Annotated in this window: 18 protein-coding genes and 1 pseudogene; 7 read left to right on the top strand and 12 right to left on the bottom strand. The window is 45.0% G+C overall.

The window, feature by feature from the left end; translation table 11 throughout:
- Positions 1–3 precede the first annotated feature (3 nt).
- The 4 genes from H615_RS0103900 to H615_RS0103885 form a co-directional block, all read right to left on the bottom strand.
- Positions 4–186: a hypothetical protein gene (locus H615_RS0103900; RefSeq protein WP_027953914.1), complete on the bottom strand. Its 183-nt coding sequence runs from the start codon at positions 184–186 to the stop codon at positions 4–6.
- A gap of 115 nt (positions 187–301) precedes the next feature.
- Positions 302–520, bottom strand: coding sequence for a hypothetical protein (locus H615_RS0103895; protein ID WP_027953913.1), 219 nt, complete (start codon positions 518–520; stop codon positions 302–304).
- 111 nt (positions 521–631) lie between these two features.
- Entirely contained in the window at positions 632–2,047 is a 1,416-nt protein-coding gene (locus tag H615_RS0103890) for a YfcC family protein (protein WP_035531233.1), read from the bottom strand.
- Between the two features lie 279 nt (positions 2,048–2,326).
- Entirely contained in the window at positions 2,327–3,139 is an 813-nt protein-coding gene (locus tag H615_RS0103885) for a hypothetical protein (protein WP_027953911.1), read from the bottom strand.
- Positions 3,140–3,271: 132 nt separating this feature from the next.
- On the opposite strand from H615_RS0103885, the gene H615_RS0103880 reads away from it, so the two are divergent.
- The gene (locus H615_RS0103880; RefSeq protein WP_027953910.1) at positions 3,272–4,504 is read left to right on the top strand and encodes a dicarboxylate/amino acid:cation symporter; all 1,233 of its coding nucleotides are present in this window, start codon (positions 3,272–3,274) and stop codon (positions 4,502–4,504) included.
- A 22-nt stretch (positions 4,505–4,526) separates the two neighbouring features.
- On the opposite strand, the gene H615_RS0103875 is transcribed toward H615_RS0103880, so the two are convergent.
- The 3 genes from H615_RS0103875 to H615_RS20850 are packed head-to-tail and all read right to left on the bottom strand — an operon-like array spanning position 4,527 to position 5,668.
- The gene (locus H615_RS0103875; RefSeq protein ID WP_027953909.1) at positions 4,527–4,709 is read right to left on the bottom strand and encodes a hypothetical protein; all 183 of its coding nucleotides are present in this window, start codon (positions 4,707–4,709) and stop codon (positions 4,527–4,529) included.
- A gap of 44 nt (positions 4,710–4,753) precedes the next feature.
- Positions 4,754–4,891, bottom strand: coding sequence for a hypothetical protein (locus tag H615_RS22270; protein ID WP_156896435.1), 138 nt, complete (start codon positions 4,889–4,891; stop codon positions 4,754–4,756).
- Between the two features lie 30 nt (positions 4,892–4,921).
- Positions 4,922–5,668, bottom strand: a complete 747-nt coding sequence (locus tag H615_RS20850) for an alpha/beta fold hydrolase (RefSeq protein WP_051254582.1) — start codon at positions 5,666–5,668, stop codon at positions 4,922–4,924.
- A gap of 271 nt (positions 5,669–5,939) precedes the next feature.
- Between H615_RS20850 and H615_RS0103860 the strand changes: the two genes are divergently transcribed.
- Both H615_RS0103860 and H615_RS22780 read left to right on the top strand, forming a co-directional pair.
- Complete coding sequence (locus H615_RS0103860; protein WP_027953908.1) at positions 5,940–6,689, top strand: SDR family NAD(P)-dependent oxidoreductase; 750 nt, start codon at positions 5,940–5,942, stop codon at positions 6,687–6,689.
- Between the two features lie 189 nt (positions 6,690–6,878).
- The gene (locus H615_RS22780) at positions 6,879–7,007 is read left to right on the top strand and encodes a hypothetical protein (RefSeq protein WP_280513294.1); all 129 of its coding nucleotides are present in this window, start codon (positions 6,879–6,881) and stop codon (positions 7,005–7,007) included.
- Positions 7,008–7,204: 197 nt separating this feature from the next.
- Here H615_RS22780 and H615_RS0103850 read toward each other — a convergent pair whose 3' ends face one another.
- From H615_RS0103850 to H615_RS0103840, 4 genes and pseudogenes are all read right to left on the bottom strand, one after another.
- Positions 7,205–8,560 carry a TcaA NTF2-like domain-containing protein gene (locus H615_RS0103850; protein ID WP_244877717.1) on the bottom strand — a complete coding sequence of 452 codons (1,356 nt, stop codon included), beginning with the start codon at positions 8,558–8,560 and terminating at the stop codon, positions 7,205–7,207.
- 9 nt (positions 8,561–8,569) lie between these two features.
- Positions 8,570–8,635: pseudogene (locus tag H615_RS22875) on the bottom strand (zinc-ribbon domain-containing protein); the annotation flags it as partial.
- A gap of 49 nt (positions 8,636–8,684) precedes the next feature.
- Positions 8,685–9,479: a zinc ribbon domain-containing protein gene (locus H615_RS0103845; RefSeq protein ID WP_027953906.1), complete on the bottom strand. Its 795-nt coding sequence runs from the start codon at positions 9,477–9,479 to the stop codon at positions 8,685–8,687.
- A gap of 524 nt (positions 9,480–10,003) precedes the next feature.
- The gene (locus H615_RS0103840; protein ID WP_035531230.1) at positions 10,004–12,163 is read right to left on the bottom strand and encodes a glycoside hydrolase family 3 N-terminal domain-containing protein; all 2,160 of its coding nucleotides are present in this window, start codon (positions 12,161–12,163) and stop codon (positions 10,004–10,006) included.
- A 228-nt stretch (positions 12,164–12,391) separates the two neighbouring features.
- Here H615_RS0103840 and H615_RS0103835 point away from each other — a divergent pair, with 228 nt between their 5' ends.
- From H615_RS0103835 to H615_RS0103820, 4 genes are all read left to right on the top strand, one after another.
- On the top strand, positions 12,392–13,624 hold the full coding sequence (locus H615_RS0103835; protein WP_027953904.1) for a sugar ABC transporter substrate-binding protein: 1,233 nt from the start codon (positions 12,392–12,394) through the stop codon (positions 13,622–13,624).
- 76 nt (positions 13,625–13,700) lie between these two features.
- Positions 13,701–14,582: a carbohydrate ABC transporter permease gene (locus H615_RS0103830; RefSeq protein ID WP_027953903.1), complete on the top strand. Its 882-nt coding sequence runs from the start codon at positions 13,701–13,703 to the stop codon at positions 14,580–14,582.
- 21 nt (positions 14,583–14,603) lie between these two features.
- Positions 14,604–15,434: a carbohydrate ABC transporter permease gene (locus H615_RS0103825; RefSeq protein ID WP_027953902.1), complete on the top strand. Its 831-nt coding sequence runs from the start codon at positions 14,604–14,606 to the stop codon at positions 15,432–15,434.
- 63 nt (positions 15,435–15,497) lie between these two features.
- Entirely contained in the window at positions 15,498–16,487 is a 990-nt protein-coding gene (locus tag H615_RS0103820; RefSeq protein ID WP_027953901.1) for a LacI family DNA-binding transcriptional regulator, read from the top strand.
- Positions 16,488–16,528: 41 nt separating this feature from the next.
- Here H615_RS0103820 and H615_RS0103815 read toward each other — a convergent pair whose 3' ends face one another.
- Positions 16,529–17,887 (bottom strand): glucoamylase family protein, encoded by a 1,359-nt coding sequence (locus H615_RS0103815; protein ID WP_244877716.1) that lies wholly within the window; start codon positions 17,885–17,887, stop codon positions 16,529–16,531.
- Positions 17,888–17,899: the final 12 nt, after the last annotated feature.

Here is a 17,899-nt window from a genome sequence, read left to right as displayed (position 1 = left end):
CTTTTAATGATTCTCTGATGTTTTCTTTCGATCCTTCATGAAATTATCGATGGCCCACTTGAAGAAGGTGGCAGCAACAGCTGTCCCTGCAATCTCCATCCAGCCGTCCTCAAACGTTGAAAAAAGAACCTGGAAGATCGTCAGACCAACGATCATCCATATAAAGAATCGGAAATATTCCTTCACGATGACACCTCCTGGATCGGACCTATCCATTATTTCAAAAAAATACCACACCCTCAACTTGAGTTTTCATAAATGGCATAGGAAAACCCCCGGCAGCAGGTGCCGGAGGCTGAAGTTAGGAGGCGTTGTTTTTAAACCCATATAAGTAGTTCACAAGCTTGTCATAATCTTCGTCTGAAGAGCACTCAATCTGCAGATCAATGAAGGCCATAACGATATCTTCCTGTTCAAATGGAAAGTGACTGCTGTCGACGTTGGAGAGAATATCCCGATTGGACAGCCCCTTATTTTTTAGTACATCAACCGTCTGTTCCATAGAAAATACGCCGGACATGATGCATTCCTCCTCCATCATACTTGAGTTTCTAAAAGAGCAGGACAAGGTCGTCCTGCTCTTTTATTTATTCGACATGAAGAAGAGAAATTCCTTTTCAAAATCCCGTGATCATACAGGTCCCCAGTTGATGACAACCCCGATGGAGAGCATCACGACAGCAATGACGACCCAGACCAGCATCAGAGGAAGCATCCATTTCGCCCACTTGATCCACGGGACTCCCGCAACGGCCAGACTCGCCATCAGCGGACCGGATGTTGGGAAGATACTGTTCGTAAAACCGTCTCCAAATTGATACGCTTGAACGGCGACCTGGCGGGTAATCCCGACCATATCCGCAAGCGGGGATAGAATCGGCATGGCAATCATCGCCTGACCGCTTCCGGATGGGACAAGAAAGTTCAGGACCCCGTTCGCCGCAAACATGCCGAGCGCAGCTGTGACGGGGGTGAGTTCCTGCAGTGGAACCGACAGGGCGTGTACGGCTGTATCAAGGATCTTCGCGTTCTCCATCACAATGAGGACGGCCCGGGCGACACCGATGATCAGAGCGCCGTATACCAGCTTCTGACACCCATCGAGAAACGTCAGCGCCAGTTTATTGTAATCCATACCAGCGATGATTCCCGCTCCAAGACCGATGACGATAAAGAAGGCGGACATATGATTGATCGTCCAGGAAAACTGGATCGTAGCGTAAATGAAAAAGGCAAGGCAAGCCCCGACAAAACCAAGCAGCCATTTATGGCGGGTGGTGAACGGTGCTTTCAATCCTCCGTTTTCCTCCCCTTCATCCAAAACACCCATCAAGCTTTTCGACGGATCCTGTAGCAACTTTTTCGCATATCTCCACGTATAAGCAATGGTCACCCCGACAATCACGACGAACGCAGTCATTCTCAGCGCCATGCCGGAAAACAACGGAATTTCAGCAATCGACTGAGCAATACCGACGGTGTAAGGGTTGAGGAAACCTACGTTAAACCCGGCAAACGTCGCTCCGAACGTAATCGATACGGCGACAATCGCATCGAGCTTCAACGCCCTGGCAATAATGACTCCGATCGCTACAAATGGTATGACCGCGTTCGCAATCACACCGACCGCTCCACCGATGGCAAATAATGTGGAGACAACTGCGATGAGCCAGAACTCTTTCCCCCGGGTCAAATGGACCGCTCTCAGAATTCCTCCCTTGACCGCGCCTGAACGTTCAACAACTTCAAAGGCTCCACCGGCAAACAGGACTAAAAAGATCATCCCGGCGGACTGGATCATTCCTTCCTGAAGCGCCATGAAAATGTCCATAAATCCGGCGGGTGATCCGTCAGCGCCACTAAAGGTGCCCGGGACCACACGTTCCACCCCATCGACCGTTTCCCGCTCAAACGTTCCGGCGGGGACGAAATAGGTAGCAATGGCTGCAGCAAGGAGAACTGCAAATAAAATGACGTACGTATCCGGCATCTCCCACCGACGTTTTTTCTCATGCTGCATCTCTGTCTTCTCTGCTGGTACACTCATATACGATACAATCCTCCTGAATATGTATTCATAGTTTCTTTTTCCTGCCTATGAAACGTAAAGATTTCCTAAAATGGATGTTGTATAGTATATAAGTTCCAATGAATATTTGCAAAATTTAAAAGAAACTAAAATATCTTACCCTTTTCTTTTTCCCTCTATCCACAGGACTAAGGAACGAAAAACCCCGATGTGTTATAAAGAACAGAGGAGTCATTCGCAGGAGGCAGAAATCAAAGAATCTCCTTCTATTTTCTTAATTTACAGCACGAAAGCGTTTTATCTACGAAGACTGCGCTCGATGAATAAAAAGCCGATTGTTCCAAGCAGCAGTGTCTTGTTTTCCTTTGTCAGCGTATCCGATAACTCTACAATATCATTGTCTATATCACGGAATATACGTGTATATTCGACAGGAAAGCGTCCGTTATAAAAATGGGCCCAGGTGTGACCGGTCTCATCCTTGAGTGTGAAATCCCCGGATAACCCGGAAGCCTGCACGCGTAAGACCTCCTCCCCCAGTGAATTCTTTACCATCCCCTTCATATGGATAAGGCTTTTGAATTCCTTTTGTATGTAAGAGCCCACCTTTTCCTCGCCCTCATTATCAATCTCCACCACTGTTTCCTTAAACCCTTTCCTATGCAGGGAAAACAACGGTATTCCTTCATTGGAGTAAAAACGAAAGGTGCAGGGAATAAAAGACAGGAAAGAGGAACGGAAGGCAACGAGCAGGCGGCTCCACCATGGCAGGTTATCCACTTTCAACATTCCTACATACGCTCCGTTTTTCTCAAAAGCGAGAAGCCTCGGGTACAGGCCTGCATCCGGCTGGATAACAAGATGATCCAGCTCCTTTAAAGAACGAGTGGAATCTTCTATCTCCATATTTTTGACTTTGTTGTATTTCCTCCGGCTTGAAAGCGAAATGAAAATCAGGAGGAGGATCGGAAAGAGAAAGAATCCCGTTTCCATCCACTCTTCTTTTCCTGAAGGTCTCATAAAAATAAACCAACCAGCCATCATAAGCAGCACCAGGATTAAAAAACTGTACCCGGTCCGCTCTCTTCTTTTATACATATCAGCAATCATGAAAACTCCCCTTTCCATTTCTTGTACGTCTTAGAAAATATATGGGTTTCAGTCTTTCAAGGATGAATGATTACCTGATTGGATGAGTTGCTGTTATAATGTACTTTTGTACAAGAAAGAAAGGGGTAACCTATGAAAAAAATCTGGCAGTTATACAAACATTCTTCTTTTCTATTAAAAATGACCATTGGATTCGTCCTTGGTATTACAGCAGGTATTGTGGTCGGACCGAAGATGGAAATCGTCCAGCCGCTGGGAACCATCCTTATCAATCTGCTCAATCTGATCGCCGTTCCCGTCATTTTCCTGACCGTCGTGCTGGCTATATATGAAATCAGTCCGAAACACCTCGGCCGGCTTGGTGGTAAGCTGCTCGGCTATTACGGCATAACGACAGCGGCCGCTGTTTTAATCGGGGTCGGACTTGCGCTTTGGATCAACCCGGGCACAGGCCTCACCCTCCCTGCTGCTGATGTTGAGAAGCCGGAGACACCGGAATTCTCTGATGTATTGCTGAATATCGTCCCGAACAACTTGTTCCAGGCGTTCTCCTCAGGTGAACTGATGGGCATCCTTTTCCTCGCTGTCATCATCGGGTTGACGTTGTCGATGATGCGTTTCCGTGGAACAGAAGAGCATAAGGAATACGGTGATCTTCTATACCGCTTTTTCCGTGCCGCTAATGAAATGTTTTTCCTTCTGTTAAAAGGAATCCTGCTTTATGCACCCATCGGTATTTTTGCTATTGGAGCTTCTACATTTGCCACACAAGGATGGGAAACCTTCCAGTCTCTGTTCGCCTTTACCGGTGTTTTCTATTTAGGCGTCGCACTTCTCTGGATTTTCGTCTATACCGGTTTTCTGATGTATGCCAAAGTGAACATCCGACAATTTTTCAGCCGTACAAAAGATGCCTACGTGACCGCCTTTTTCACTTCCAGCAGTATTGCATCCCTGCCGGTGGCGGTTGAAGCGGCTAAAAAAGCAGGCATATCCGAACGAACCGCCCACTTCTCCCTCCCGATCGGAGCGGTATTCAATTCCGATGGAGGCGCACTGCGCATGGGGGTTTCCATCGTCTTTGCCGCTAACATTACTGGGCTCGATCTCTCTGCGGTCGATTTTATTACGATCGTCGCTGTCGGCACGCTGCTTTCCATCGGAACAGCAGGCATCCCGGCGGCTGGGCTCGTCACCTTGTCTGCAGTATTGACGATGTTCAACCTGCCGCTTGAAATTGTCGCCCTCATCGCCGGCGTGGATGTACTGATCGGCATGGCCGGCACAGCCTCCAACGTGCTTGGTGATATCGTCGGATCCGCCGTCGTTGATAAAAAAGAAAAGAATGCTGACAAGGCAGCATGAAAAAACCGGACTTGATTACCCATCAAGTCCGGTTTCTTTCTACTTCTCTGCGTCTCCACTTCCATTTGACCACCGTCCACCATAGTGTCAGTCCGATAGTAATGAAGAAAGCCATTTCGTATATCAAGGTGTTCTTATACCCTGTCAGATAAAGTACAAGACAGATGATCAGTCCTACAAGCGCTGCTGCCTGCAGCCTTCTCATGATTCATCATCCTTTTTGTGAATAGGTTTTACCTGTAAGCCTGACTACGTAAGTTCTTTTCCTTCTCTATTCCCTTCTTGAAGGTGTTTCAAAATCTGTTCGTTGGTTTTATTCAATTTCCGCAGCTGCAGTTCAATGGATATGGCCGTTACAATAATAATAAAAATAAGCACTAAACCCATAAAGGACTTCCTTTCCCATGGATGGATCATCTATAAACCTAAACCATCCACCTCTTGGAATCTTTTTAACGGATAGCTTTCTAAAAACTGATGGAGGAAACGATTGAATTCCTCCGGCTTCTCCTGATGGACCAAATGGGAGGCAAATGGGACCACCGCTCCGTGAACATGCTTATGATTTCTTTTATATTTCAAAACAGTGGCTGTTTCAAACTCATTTTCTTCACCGGCGATACAAAGAACAGGAATACTTCCCCCGTCCAAGTCTTTTGTGTAAGAAAATGGATACCAATTCTCATCCTGTGCAAGGTCCAGCAGCTTCACCCAACCTGGTCCGTGCAGTTCTGTGAAATGTTGATTTATGTCTTTATCATTACGCAGCTGTCTTTGAAAAGCCGCTTCTTTTTCATAGATTTCCAGCCAGTGATCCGGCTTGTCCGCCATGATCCCGGACACCGTTAACGTAGCCACATACTCCGGAAACCGTTTCGCAAAGACTACCGAAGCTAAGGCTCCCATAGAGGCACCGATGAGATGGGCGCGCTTCAGCTTTAAGTGATCGAGCGTATCCTTGATATCTTCCGCGCATGCTTCAAAATAATGACCCAGATCATCACTTTTTGATTTTCCATGGCCTCTTAAATCCAGAGCAATGACACACATGATAGATTTCAGCGATTGCCGCTGTTCCACAAAATCCTGCTCACCGGTCTGAAGCCCTGCGTGAAGAAAAACGGCAGGATCTCCCTCCCCTTCTATGATTGAATGCAATATCACAGCACCCCTCCTCTCTCTTATACCAATCGATAGTGAATAATGGTTTTTTTATCATTCTTACAAAAATAATAACATAGTTTACCAATAAAGGAGTTTATTACAAAACAAAAGAGACATATGAAGGAACAATCACCCATATATTTCTATAGGAAGATTTAACCACACATCACTCTGAGCAGTTTGCTTCTCTTTTCTCATCAAGGACTTCTATAATAAAAAATGAAACACCGGAAACACATCATTTCTACTATTGACATAGGAGGTTATCATGATGAGTAAAGTTGCAATTGTTACAGGAGGCGGCAGTGGTCTAGGCCGTTCCGCTGCACTGAGACTGGCAGAGGAAGGTGTCAACATTTCCGTCGTTGATGTCAACGAGGAAGCCGGAGAGGAAACCGTCAAACTGGTGAAGGAAATCGGTCCTGACGCGATTTTTGTACAGGCGGACGTTTCCAAAGCGGAGGAAGTTAAAAAATATGTCGATGAAACTGTCGAGAAGTTCGGTACCATCGATTACTTCTTCAACAACGCCGGCATCTCCGGGAGCGGCAAGTATTACTTAGATACAGATATCGAAGAGATTGAAAAGATTATCAATATTAACTTAATGGGAAGCATGTACGGCATCCGCTATGTTGCCGATGTAATGATTAAAAACGGCGGAGGAGCTATCGTAAACACCGCTTCCAGTGCCGGAGTCATCGGACAGACAACGGTTGTAACGTATTCGGCTACGAAACACGCCCTTGTAGGAATTACGAAGAGTATGGCGGCCGAATATGCCAAAGACGGCCTGCGGATCAACGCCGTAGCCCCAGGTCCGACCGAAACACCAATGGTCGCTTCTTACTTTGAGGCGAATCCGGAAATGAAGAAAAGTGCAGAAGCAGGCATCCCGCAAAAGCGGCTCGGAACACCAGAAGAAGTGGCCGAGCTTGTCAACTTTCTGCTGACTTCGAAAGCACAGTATATCAATGGTGAAGTGGTCCGCATCGACGGCGGCTTCACGAACGCCAAATAAAATCAAAAGGTTCCACGATATAGCGTGGGACCTTTTTGCTGTAGGAAAAGCCTGTGTTAACCAGGTAGAGTTTTCCAATTGTCGTGTAAAGGGGTCACATTCCACTTATCGTTGGATGAATGCCGCGGGCATCACCACCGAACGCTCCTCGTTCTGACGTTAGAATATAGAGGAGAGAGGTTGCACCATATGCAGGTTCGCAGATTCAAAAGTACGGCATGGGCTGCGCTGATGACGGCTGCCTGCCGGAATATGAAAAAGGTTGTCCTTCATCCAGCAAGGGTGATCCGGGTGAAGAAGAGTCTTTTTCGATTTTAAAGAACGAGTGGTCCGAAATCGCCGAGCGTAGGTATTGCGAGGAAGCTCGGCCACGGAAAGGGGCTTTCGCTCCTGGCGGTAAGAAAGAAAAAAGCTCGTAAAGAAACAGAAATCCCTCTACAAGTTGAAGGTTCCACGTCTTAACGTGGAACCTTTCCCCATCGGTTTGGTTACACTCCCACTTTAATGTTTACAAGTCAATTGATTTCCACAAAGGAATCGACTTTTAATTCACCATTTTCTTCTTTGAGGAGATAAGTCGCTTCAAAAGTCGGTTCTTTGTAGTCTCCATCTGAGTAATCAATTTCATAAGTTTCACTCATGGTTACCTCATATTCACCTTCGTCCACTTCTTTCAAATTGAGCATTTTTCCATCTAGTAAAGTTTCACTCTCAACTCGGCCTGATTCTATAAAATCACGTGATTCTGCTTTACCAGTTCCGTCTGCACTGAAATATGGTTCCACAATGGAGAAATCCTTAGAATTTAAAGCATCTATGCTCTGCCCCAAAAACTGCAGCATGAAGTCTTCCACTTCAGCCTTTTCAATAGTCTCCCCCTGGCTATTATCCTCATCCTCTTTTGTGTAGGTATTGGAATCGGGCTCTCTGTCTACATTGACTTCTTCCGCTTCCAACTCCTCAAAATATAATGGTATTGACCCCCATAGATTGGATTGTGTATCCACCTTTTCAGTTGTATGAGTCTTCCCATCTTCATCTTCCCACTCAGCGTGAACCGTCACTTCTTCCTCTACGGGAAACGGCCCGAGTTCCGGGTAGGCTGACAAAGGTTTATCCGTACTTTCTCCATTGATAAATAAAATAGCGTCTTCTTTATTTGTATTCAGGATGTAGGAATTACTTGGAAAATCAATCATTAACTCAGACTCGTTTAATTCATTGGGAAAAACACTCAATGTACCCCTGTACTCAAAAGTTCCGAACTCGGATTCAGCCTCTCCCTTAACGTCATACTCTCCTGGATAGGCCAGAGTAAGATCCTGGTATTCAGAAACGCCCTTCACTTTCAAAGTTTCTCCTTCAATGGAAACACTCGTATCTTCCACATTTGCAGAAGCGACCACTTGATTGGGGATGGCTTCGATATCATAGGTGGAATACAAGCCGAACACCTTAGGATGCTCTTTTACAGTGAACACTTTACCTCCACCATATTCGTAAATGGAGAAATCAAACTTTTGCCCATCTTCACTTTCGAACCCTTCCGTCAACTGGATTCGCATGCTTTCCCAATCAGAAGAATGAATATAAGATAAATATTCCTCTTTATTAATCAATGCGGTCTCATTAACATCCACCTCATCAAAAAACGCTTCTGCATCTTGATCAGTGACCGCTCGATCCATTGCCTGAACGATCTTTAACGGATCAGTTACCGATGAAATAATAAAATGTGCACTCGTTAATAAAACGACTAAAGCAATAATTGAGAAAATCCCGACTCTTTTCTTCTTTGACATCGGCTTTCTTGGAGGACGATGCTGAACAGGCTGTCCGACATTTGCTTGAGCCTCCGGTTGATTTTCCATCTGCTTAGATCCACAGGAAATACAAAACGTTTGGTTCTTTTCAAGACTCTCCCCGCATTTCGTGCAATATTTCAATTGTACCGCTCCTTTATTCTATAACTCTATAGATTGCGTTTGTATACTATTAAAAGAAGGATAGAAATGAATCGACTTTATCCAACATATCCGAAATAATCCAATCCCAAATCAAGTAGGAAATAAACAAAATCAATAAGCTGGTTCCTGTACTCCAATAAAACACATTTCGATCCGCATTCAACAAAAGTCCCTTATGATAAATATATATAGCTGGTACCACTGTAAGCACGAACGTGGTGGAAACCCCTAATAACGACATTGTCATAACCACGGCCCCGCTAAGTCCAAATACAATGGCCAGCACGTTAATAGCAGCAAACGGAGTGACTAAGGAGCCATATTGAGCAATTAGTTGTTTAATCGTTAATGACAGCCCCATAAACCTTGCCATCATAAACAGAGAAGCCAAACAAATAACCAGTCCAATCAAAGAAACTAAAAATAATCTGGAACTGATATTGAAGAACGGGAGAGAAGCCTGTTCTCCAAAACCCATGCCCATAAGCTTGAATAATGAATTAGCTAAGAAATAAAGACTCATAGAAAAAGCCGCCATATAGATGATCAGCGTGACAAGGCCTTGAGCAAAAGCCGATTCTCCTGTATGGAAGGCTAAGGAAGGCTGCTTTAGAAAACGCAGAGCTCCTTGACCATAGTCTCCCGACATCTTTTTAACTTTCTCCACCGATTCCTTGCCGGATCCGGCTGATTGATTTCCCATGGTAGAAGCTGTTGCAGCCTGCTCCGCGTTTCCTACCGGAGTGGATTGATCCAACGGAGCACCACAGGCTCCGCAGAACTTCCCGGATATTTGTTCATGGTTACATTGTGGACATTTCATCTCATCATCCCTTTTTAAGTATTTTTCACCTGAAACTGCGTTGCTGATATGTATGGTATAAGCTTCAGAAAACAGCTATATGAAAAGCGCGCGTTTCATGATTTGTTCTCCTTTCTCAAAAATAAAAAATTATCCTTATCATGTAATATTTTACTGATAAGGATAACTAACCCTATTATACATATAAAAACTAAATAACCTAGTTTTTTTACAAAAAATAAACAAAAACATGGTACTTATTATTCATGAAGAAAGATTCAGCCAGCTTTAAAGTATTTCAGGTTGATGCTTTTGCATTTGAATCGCAAACCAGCGATGGTTATTACCAACCGGAGTTTTTTTCTACCCCCCCTTTATATATGCACCTACAAAAACAACCCCTTAGGAATATGCAGATAGGAATTACTCTGCGCGAACCTTCTTCAGTAATTTACCTATAAATCAATAGGCATGTATGATTCTATAAAGATCAACTTAAAAAACCACATGGAAAGATTCCATGTGGTTTTGGAGTGAAGATGGATTTAATCAAGAAAAAATCTTACAGACTGTGCATCCCGACTGTTTGGTCCTACGAAAACCTCAAACTCCCCTGCATCACTTTTATGTTCCATGTTCGCATGATAATATCTGAGCTGCTCTTCTGTAAGAGTGAAATGAACGACCTTCTTCTCATTAGGATGGAGATACACCTTTTTGAAATCCTTCAACTCTTTCAACGGTCGGACAACTTCTCCCACTAGATCCCTGACATATAACTGAACGATTTCTTCTCCGGCATAGTCACCTGTGTTGGTAACTTGAATAGAGACCGTCAGTGATTCACCTTGTTGGATCCGCTTTGAGGAAATCATAAATTCGTCATATTCAAATCGGCTGTAACTCAATCCATACCCGAACGGAAATAATGGTTCATTTGGGATATCGAGATATTGAGATACATAGCGCTCCTGAGCATCCGGTGCACCTTTAGGACGGCCTGTGTTGTAACGGTTATAGTAAATCGGAACTTGTCCAACGGAATAAGGCATCGACATCGTCAGTTTAGCCGAAGGGTTCACTTCGCCGAATAGGAGATCTGCGAGCGCGTTCCCGCCTTCGGTTCCTGGATACCAGGCTTCAATGACGGCGTCGGCGTTTTCAATGACTTCGCGTAGATCCAGGGGACGGCCATTGAAAAGGACAGCCGTGACAGGTTTCCCTAATGCTTTGGTTTTTTTCAGAAGCTCTAGCTGGACCTCAGGAATGCGGATGTCTGCCCGGCATCCAGCCTCCCCGCTCATATCAGAATGCTCCCCTAGCGCTACAACGATGGATTCCGCCTGTTCTGCTTTTTGCAATGCCGCTTCCATTTGTTCGTCCGTTCCCGTTTCAATGCCGCATCCGGCTGAAGTTAGGAGCTGGTTTACATATAAGTATTGGGAGAAGCCGGAAGCAACGGTAACGGTATCATCAGCTGAACCTCCCCATGACCACGGCCCGAGAATATCGGTATTGTCGGCGAATGGACCGATCAAAGCGACCTTTTGATCCCTCTGCAGAGGTAGAGTCCCTTCGTTTTTCAGGAGTACCATCGATTTAGCGGCCAGTTCACGGGAAGCTTTCCTGTTTTCAGTGGAGAGAATATGGGTGTCTTCCTCTTGTTCACTCGCTCCCCGGTAAGGATTATCAAACAATCCGAGTTTCTTTTTCAATTGCAGGATGCGCAGGACAGCTTCATCAAGGGTGCTTCCCTCCAACGTACCCTCCTCGATCAGTTCTTCCACATGATTGACGTAACAGGACGTCATCATTTCGACATCGACACCTGCCTTCATTGTTTTTTCCGCTGCCTGCTTTTCATTTTCTGCGACGCCGTGAGGGATCAATTCCTTCACCGCTCCCCAATCAGAAATGAGCACGCCATCAAACTTCCATTCATCTCGGAGAAGGCCCCTCATTAACGGTTCATTCCCTGTCGATGGCATACCATTTAAAATATTGAAGGCTGTCATCACCATTTGCGCACCTTCATCTAACGCAGCCTTGTAGGCGGGAAGGTAGTTTTCACGCAGCTGCCATTCGGACATATCGACGGTATTGTAATCACGTCCGCCCTCCGGCGCCCCATAGGCAGCAAAGTGTTTGACGCAAGAAGCTACTTTGTGAGGATCATTTTCCAGATCTCCTTGAAAACCTCGGACGAATGACCGGGCAAATTGGCTGTTCAGGAAGGTGTCCTCCCCTGTGCTTTCCATAACACGCCCCCACCGGGGTTCTCGTGATAAATCCACCATCGGAGCGAAAGTGACGTGCACGCCGGCGACAGCCGCTTCTCTAGCTGCAATGGAAGCACTCTTTTCAGCCAGCACCATATCCCAGGAGCAGCCGATTGCTAAGGGTACAGGAAAGATGGTCTTGAACCCATGAACAATGTCCGACATGAACAACAAAGGAATGCCTAACCGACTCTCTTCCATATGAACCTTTTGAATATTGATTGTTTCTTTCGCTCCTGAAGCTCCTAGTACTGAACCTGTACGTTTGATATCTTCTTCATCTATATTCATGTGAACCATCGGACCTGTAATTTCCCCTCGATCGGAAGCTCCTTTGAAAAAGGGTGTGGCCAATTGGACGAGCTGTCCCACTTTTTCTTCTACAGTCATTTGATCCAATAAGTGTTTCAGTTGATGTTCTCCCATGAATGTTCCCCCTCAGTTTAAGAATTAGTGAAACGTTTCGAATAAGTATATTCGCAGTATAATGTCACCGTTATTATCCGTCAACTGCTTTATTTATTTATTAAATAAGCCTTTATTAAATTTTATAAAAAAATCAAAGAAGTAGTTGAAAGCGGATACAAAGTAAATTATAATTCATTTATCGAAACGTTTCAATAAACTTTGATTTTTCAAAAAGGGGTGCTTTACGTGAAGGGAAAACTATGGTTGTTGATCGTTGTTGTTATGACATCATTGATGTTGGCAGGATGCTCGGACAGCTCATCCTCTGAAGGGGATAAAAACACGGTAACGGTGTGGGCGATGGGAGAAGAAGGTAAAAAACTGAAACAGTTCAGTAAAGATTTCGAGGAAAAGAACGAAGGTTTGACGGTCGATGTGCAAGCTATTCCATGGGATACAGCCCATGATAAATTGTTAACAGCGGTGGCCTCAGGAAATGGACCCGATGTCGTCCAGCTGGGCACAACATGGGTACCGGAATTCGCAGACGCAGGAGCTCTCCTCGATTTATCCGAATATATGCAGGATTATCCGAATTTCGCAAAGGAAAATTACTTCGATGGTTCTGTAACGACGATGGAACATGATGACGAGATCGTAGGCATCCCTTGGTATGCCGATACACGGGTTATTTACTACCGGAAGGATATCTTGAAAGAATCAGGCTATGAAGAAGCACCGAAAACGTGGGACGAGCTGAAGGAAGCCGCTCAAACGTTAGCGGACCGTGGCGAGGATATGTATGGTCTGGATATCGATCGAAATGATCAGATCACCCCTTTCATTTTCGCATGGCAGAATGGTTATGAGGCGGACCTTGAAGAAGGGAATTTGAATTTTGATTCTCCGGAATTCAAAGAAGCGATGCAATATTATACCAGTTATTTCGAAGAAGGAATCAGTCAGAAACAGGAAGGCAAAGACATCGTGGAAGCTTTCAAGGAGGGATCGAAACCGATGTTCTTCAGTGGTCCCTGGATGATCAATATCATCAATGATCAGGCCCCGGACCTAGAAGGAAAATGGGCGACCGCTGTCATGCCGACCAAAGAAACGAATACGTCCAGCATGGGTGGCGCGAACCTATCCATCTTTGAAAGTTCCGACAACGTGGAAGGTGCACTGAAATTCATTTCCTATATGACAGATGTAGATACACAATTGAGCTGGTTGGAAGAGTCCAACACTCTCCCCTCCCGGACGGAAGCGTGGGAAGATCCAGTGATGCAGGAAGATCCGATGTATGCAACATTCGGAGAGCAGCTGGAGAATACAAAGCCTGGTTTGCAGACCGAACAATTTGAACGCATTGCCCAGGAACTATTGGCTCATATCGAGCGCATTACTGTAGGTGGAGCCGACGTAGAAAAAGAGCTTGAGGAATTCAACCAGGAAGCTCAAAGCTTGATTGAAGAATAAAACATCCATGGAAGGATGGAATGGAACCCCATTCCATCTTCTTTTATCCATGTCATAACAAGGTAGGTGGGTTTTCATGAAATTAAAAAATAGATATCCTTATCTGTTCATATCTCCAGCTGTTCTCCTGTTATCCCTTTTCAGTTTGATTCCGATTCTTATTGCCTTTTTTATCAGTTTCACGGATATGAACTTGAAAGGTCTGGCCGATTGGTCTTCGATTTCCTTCATCGGACTTGAAAATTACCAAACCCTATTCGCAGATGATACATTTATCAAGTCCATTTTCAACACTATCTTTTACGTGGTTATTGGTGTTCCTTTAGTCATCATATGTTCGTTATCCATCGCTTTGCTGTTGAACTATGGAACCAGCAGGCTTTTCACGATGTTCCGGGCCGTGTACTACATGCCTTCGATCACAAATATCATTGCTGTCGCTGTGATCTGGGGTTATTTATACAACACGGAATACGGCTTGTTCAACTATATTCTCTCCCTGCTTACAGTTGAAAACATCCCATGGCTGCAGGAACCGACCATCGCTAAGATTTCATTGATTATCTTAGCGGTTTGGAAAGGGATCGGTATCAATATGATCATTTTTCTGGCGGCTCTCCAGGGCATCCCTAAATCCTATTATGAAGCAGCCGAAATGGATGGAGCAAACCGTTTGCAGGTGCTTTTTCATGTGACGTTGCCGCTCCTGCGCTACGCCACGTTCTTCGTTACCGTGACCACCCTGATTGGTTGGATGCAGTTTTTCGAAGAACCGTTCGTCATGACTGATGGCGGTCCGTTGGACGGCACGATTTCCATTGCCCTTTTCATTTACAAGGAAGGTTTTCAATTCAGTGAATTCGGTTATGCAGCAGCTGGGTCTTTTGTGCTTTTCGCCATGATCATCGTTGTAACGATGATCCAATTCAAATTGAGAAAATCAGATACGGAATATTAACCGAAGGGGGTTTCAGCAGTTATGGCAGCAGCGACTAAGAAAAATAAGTGGGAACAAGCGCTTGTCATCTTTATTATGGTAGCGGGAGGCATTCTCGTTTCGATTCCATTCATTTGGATGATCTCAAGTTCTTTCAAGCCTGAAAGTGAAGTGTTGGCCATCCCACCGACCATCATTCCGGAAAACCCAACCCTTGAAAATTACATCAACCTCTTTACCAACATGAATTTTGCCGTCTATTTGAGGAATACACTCGTCATTGTGTTCTTCTCTTTCCTCGGGTTATTATTTAACGCAATGGCGGGCTATGGTTTCGCTAAATATGATTTCAAAGGCCGGGAAAAAGTGTTCTATATCGTATTGGCGACAATGATGATCCCCGGTCAGGTCACCATGATTCCTGTGTATCTGTTGTTAAATGCCATGGGACTTACGAATACGATGACAGGTATTATCTTACCGGGCTTGGCTGTGGCCTTCAGCATCTTTTTATTCCGTCAGTTCATGACGACAATCCCTGATGATTTGATTGAAGCAGCGAGGCTGGATGGCGCGGGAGAATTTCACATCTTTTTCCGTCTGGTCATTCCGATTGCGAAACCGATTTTTGCTGTTCAAGGGATTCTGACCTTCATCGCAGGATGGAACAGCTTCCTTTGGCCGTTGATCATCGCCAACGATGAAAGTCTTTACACCTTATCCGTGGGACTTTCCTTACTGCAGGGACAATATGCGAATAATTTTGCCCTGCAAATGGCAGGGGCTGCTTTCATGGTCGTACCCATCATCATCATCTTCTCTTTTTTTCAAAAGTATATCGTGGAAGGTTTTACCATGTCGGGAATCAAATAAGCCGGTTTTCTTGTGAGAAATGTTATAGTTTAAGTATATGAATGGACAGATGGAGGATTTAATATGGCTACAATAAAAGATGTGGCTAAGCGCGCAGGGGTTGCTCTTTCGACAGCTTCCTATGCGTTAAATGGCAATCAAAAAGTGAGTGCATCGACGATCGAAAAGGTGCTTAAAGCAGCTAGAGAGTTGAATTATCAAAAGAACGGGTTCGCTTCCGATCTGAAACGGACCAAAACGAATACCATTGCCTTAATATTGAGTGATATGTCAGGCCCCTACTTTTCTGAGTTGATCAAAGGGGTCCAGGAAGTGACCGCCAGCCACCAGTATGATTTGATCGCCTGCAGCTCCCTGGGGGGCGATCGGTCCACCGCCACGAAATTCCTGCGGGAGAAACGAGTAGACGGAGCCATCATTCTTGCGAATAATGTCAGCACCCAGTTAATTGAGGAGTCTGCACGTGAAGACTTCCCTATCATTGTGCTGGATCGTGAAGTTCAAAATCCGTTTGCAATCCATGTGAAAGTCGATAACCGTCACGGGGCCAATCAAGCCACGGAGCATTTGATCAAGAATGGGCACAGGTCGATCGCCTATATTAGCGGCCCCAACGATTCCCACGACAATGAGGAACGGTTTAAAGGCTTTTCAGATGCCTTGAAAGACAATAACCTCCCGTTTCAATCCCGCTTTAAAATTAGCGGGAATTTCACTCGTGAAGGTGGTTACCGGGCAACCAAAATGCTTATTGCTCAGCAGCAATTGCCAGATGCTGTGTTTTATGCCAACGATGAGATGGCCATCGGTGGCCTTCAAGCTTTCTCGGAAAAAGGTATATCTGTTCCGGATGACGTTTCTATCGTTGGATTTGATGACATCCAGTTATCGGAATATGTAACCCCCCCTTTAACGACCGTCAAGCAACCGAAGTATGAAGCAGGCGCTTTAGCAGTCCATACTATTTTCCAAATGCTCGCCGGAGATCAAGTGGATCAGTCGTTTGATCTTTCCACAGAGTTTGTGAAACGCTCTTCTGTAAGAAGCAAATAAATAACCCGGTGATTCTCAAGAGAGAATCACCGGGTTATTTATTATTTGATGGAGAATTCTTCTTTGGTGAGTAAATCTTCAGGACCGTGTCCAATATCCGATTCATGGAAATAATCTCTGATTACCCCATCTTTCAAGTAATTGATGATCGAAACCATTGTCATACCCTGATCGAGAGCGAGATAAGCGTTGGTCACTTCCCCTGTTTCTACATTGACGGAATCTAAGAAGCCATATTTGCTATAAGTATTGAAACGTTTCAATTGCTGGATATTTTTGAATGCTTCCATCGGTGCATATTCAAGAGCTAAGAAAGTAGCGTGAGGCGTTACCGTGCCATCTGATTTATATCCATCCATGCCAAGCGGTGTTGCGGCGAATTCCGAATAATCCTCAGGCGTTGCGGCAGGTGACATTCCCCATGCTGCGTATCCTTCCTCTTTAGCATATTGGATTTGAATGTCAGCATGACGCTTATTGTTCAGTCCCAGGGCGTCTTTACCCAGGTCTTTTTCTTTTAATACAAGAGGGGGCATTAGAGCTTCGAACATGCTTCCGCCCCAGCTTGGTACATACTTTTTACCCTTGTAAGAATAATGGCCCTCAAACACGTCCACACCATCATACGTCGTCAAATATCCTTCCGGCTTCTGGGCTTGCCAATCCCAACTGTCCGGCATCGTGCGGTACATCTTCCACCAGTGTTCTTTTGGAACATCGCCCTTACCGATAGCGATGTAGCTGGCGACACGTGGTTCCGTGTAAAACGCACCGTAATGGTGCGACGTATAGCTTTCTGCTGCGACATCATATCCGCCTCTCATCTGCCCGACTTCAGGCGTATAGAGGGTGGAATAATCCATATCCTCTACGATTTTGTCAGACTGATCATAGAGCTCCGGGTACGCTTGCCCGACGACAATCAACCCTGCAGAAAGCCAGCCGTTATCTACGGTTGAAATGAACTCCCCCCAGTCTGTATACAGCGATCCATCGGACGTATTGTACCAGTTATAAAACAGCCCATTCCATGTTTCCATACTTTCAAGGGTCGTTAGTGTCGTTTTGATTTTTTCAACGGCTGTATCACGGGAAATGTGTCCCGCTTCCTCTGCAGCAATCGTGCTCATCATATAGATCCCTATATTAGTTGGTGAAGTATGCTTCTGTGCCGTCATTTCCCCATTTTCATCATATCTGACAGCATCATAAGTGAGTCCCGTTTCACCCACTGTAAAATCTTCAAAATAACGGTACGTCTTTTTTGAAATCGCTTTCAATTGTTTGGTTAAAGCAACCTCTTTTCCCTTTGGGGCCTGTTTAGCTGGAGATGTGATTGGTACGGTTACACTCATCACTAGGATAAGTGTAAAAAACAAAAGGAATACCTTCTTTTTCAAAAAAACACTTCC

The sequence above is a fragment of the Halobacillus kuroshimensis DSM 18393 genome, assembly GCF_000425705.1.
GTDB lineage: Bacteria > Bacillota > Bacilli > Bacillales > Halobacillaceae > Halobacillus > Halobacillus kuroshimensis.
This window is presented reverse-complemented; position numbering and strand designations above follow the sequence as displayed.

What these genes read in the sequence shown, in the direction of transcription:
- H615_RS0103895 (WP_027953913.1), bottom strand. Translation starts at nt 520, where the DNA reads ATGTCCGGCGTATTTTCTATGGAACAGACGGTTGATGTACTAAAAAAT.
- H615_RS0103820 (WP_027953901.1), top strand. Translation starts at nt 15,498, where the DNA reads ATGGCTACAATAAAAGATGTGGCTAAGCGCGCAGGGGTTGCTCTTTCG.
- H615_RS0103850 (WP_244877717.1), bottom strand. Translation starts at nt 8,560, where the DNA reads ATGGAAAATCAACCGGAGGCTCAAGCAAATGTCGGACAGCCTGTTCAG.
- H615_RS0103840 (WP_035531230.1), bottom strand. Translation starts at nt 12,163, where the DNA reads ATGGGAGAACATCAACTGAAACACTTATTGGATCAAATGACTGTAGAA.
- H615_RS0103825 (WP_027953902.1), top strand. Translation starts at nt 14,604, where the DNA reads ATGGCAGCAGCGACTAAGAAAAATAAGTGGGAACAAGCGCTTGTCATC.
- H615_RS0103885 (WP_027953911.1), bottom strand. Translation starts at nt 3,139, where the DNA reads ATGATTGCTGATATGTATAAAAGAAGAGAGCGGACCGGGTACAGTTTT.
- H615_RS0103880 (WP_027953910.1), top strand. Translation starts at nt 3,272, where the DNA reads ATGAAAAAAATCTGGCAGTTATACAAACATTCTTCTTTTCTATTAAAA.
- H615_RS22270 (WP_156896435.1), bottom strand. Translation starts at nt 4,891, where the DNA reads ATGGGTTTAGTGCTTATTTTTATTATTATTGTAACGGCCATATCCATT.
- H615_RS0103860 (WP_027953908.1), top strand. Translation starts at nt 5,940, where the DNA reads ATGAGTAAAGTTGCAATTGTTACAGGAGGCGGCAGTGGTCTAGGCCGT.
- H615_RS0103890 (WP_035531233.1), bottom strand. Translation starts at nt 2,047, where the DNA reads ATGAGTGTACCAGCAGAGAAGACAGAGATGCAGCATGAGAAAAAACGT.
- H615_RS0103830 (WP_027953903.1), top strand. Translation starts at nt 13,701, where the DNA reads ATGAAATTAAAAAATAGATATCCTTATCTGTTCATATCTCCAGCTGTT.
- H615_RS0103875 (WP_027953909.1), bottom strand. Translation starts at nt 4,709, where the DNA reads ATGAGAAGGCTGCAGGCAGCAGCGCTTGTAGGACTGATCATCTGTCTT.
- H615_RS22780 (WP_280513294.1), top strand. Translation starts at nt 6,879, where the DNA reads ATGCAGGTTCGCAGATTCAAAAGTACGGCATGGGCTGCGCTGATGACG.
- H615_RS0103845 (WP_027953906.1), bottom strand. Translation starts at nt 9,479, where the DNA reads ATGAAATGTCCACAATGTAACCATGAACAAATATCCGGGAAGTTCTGC.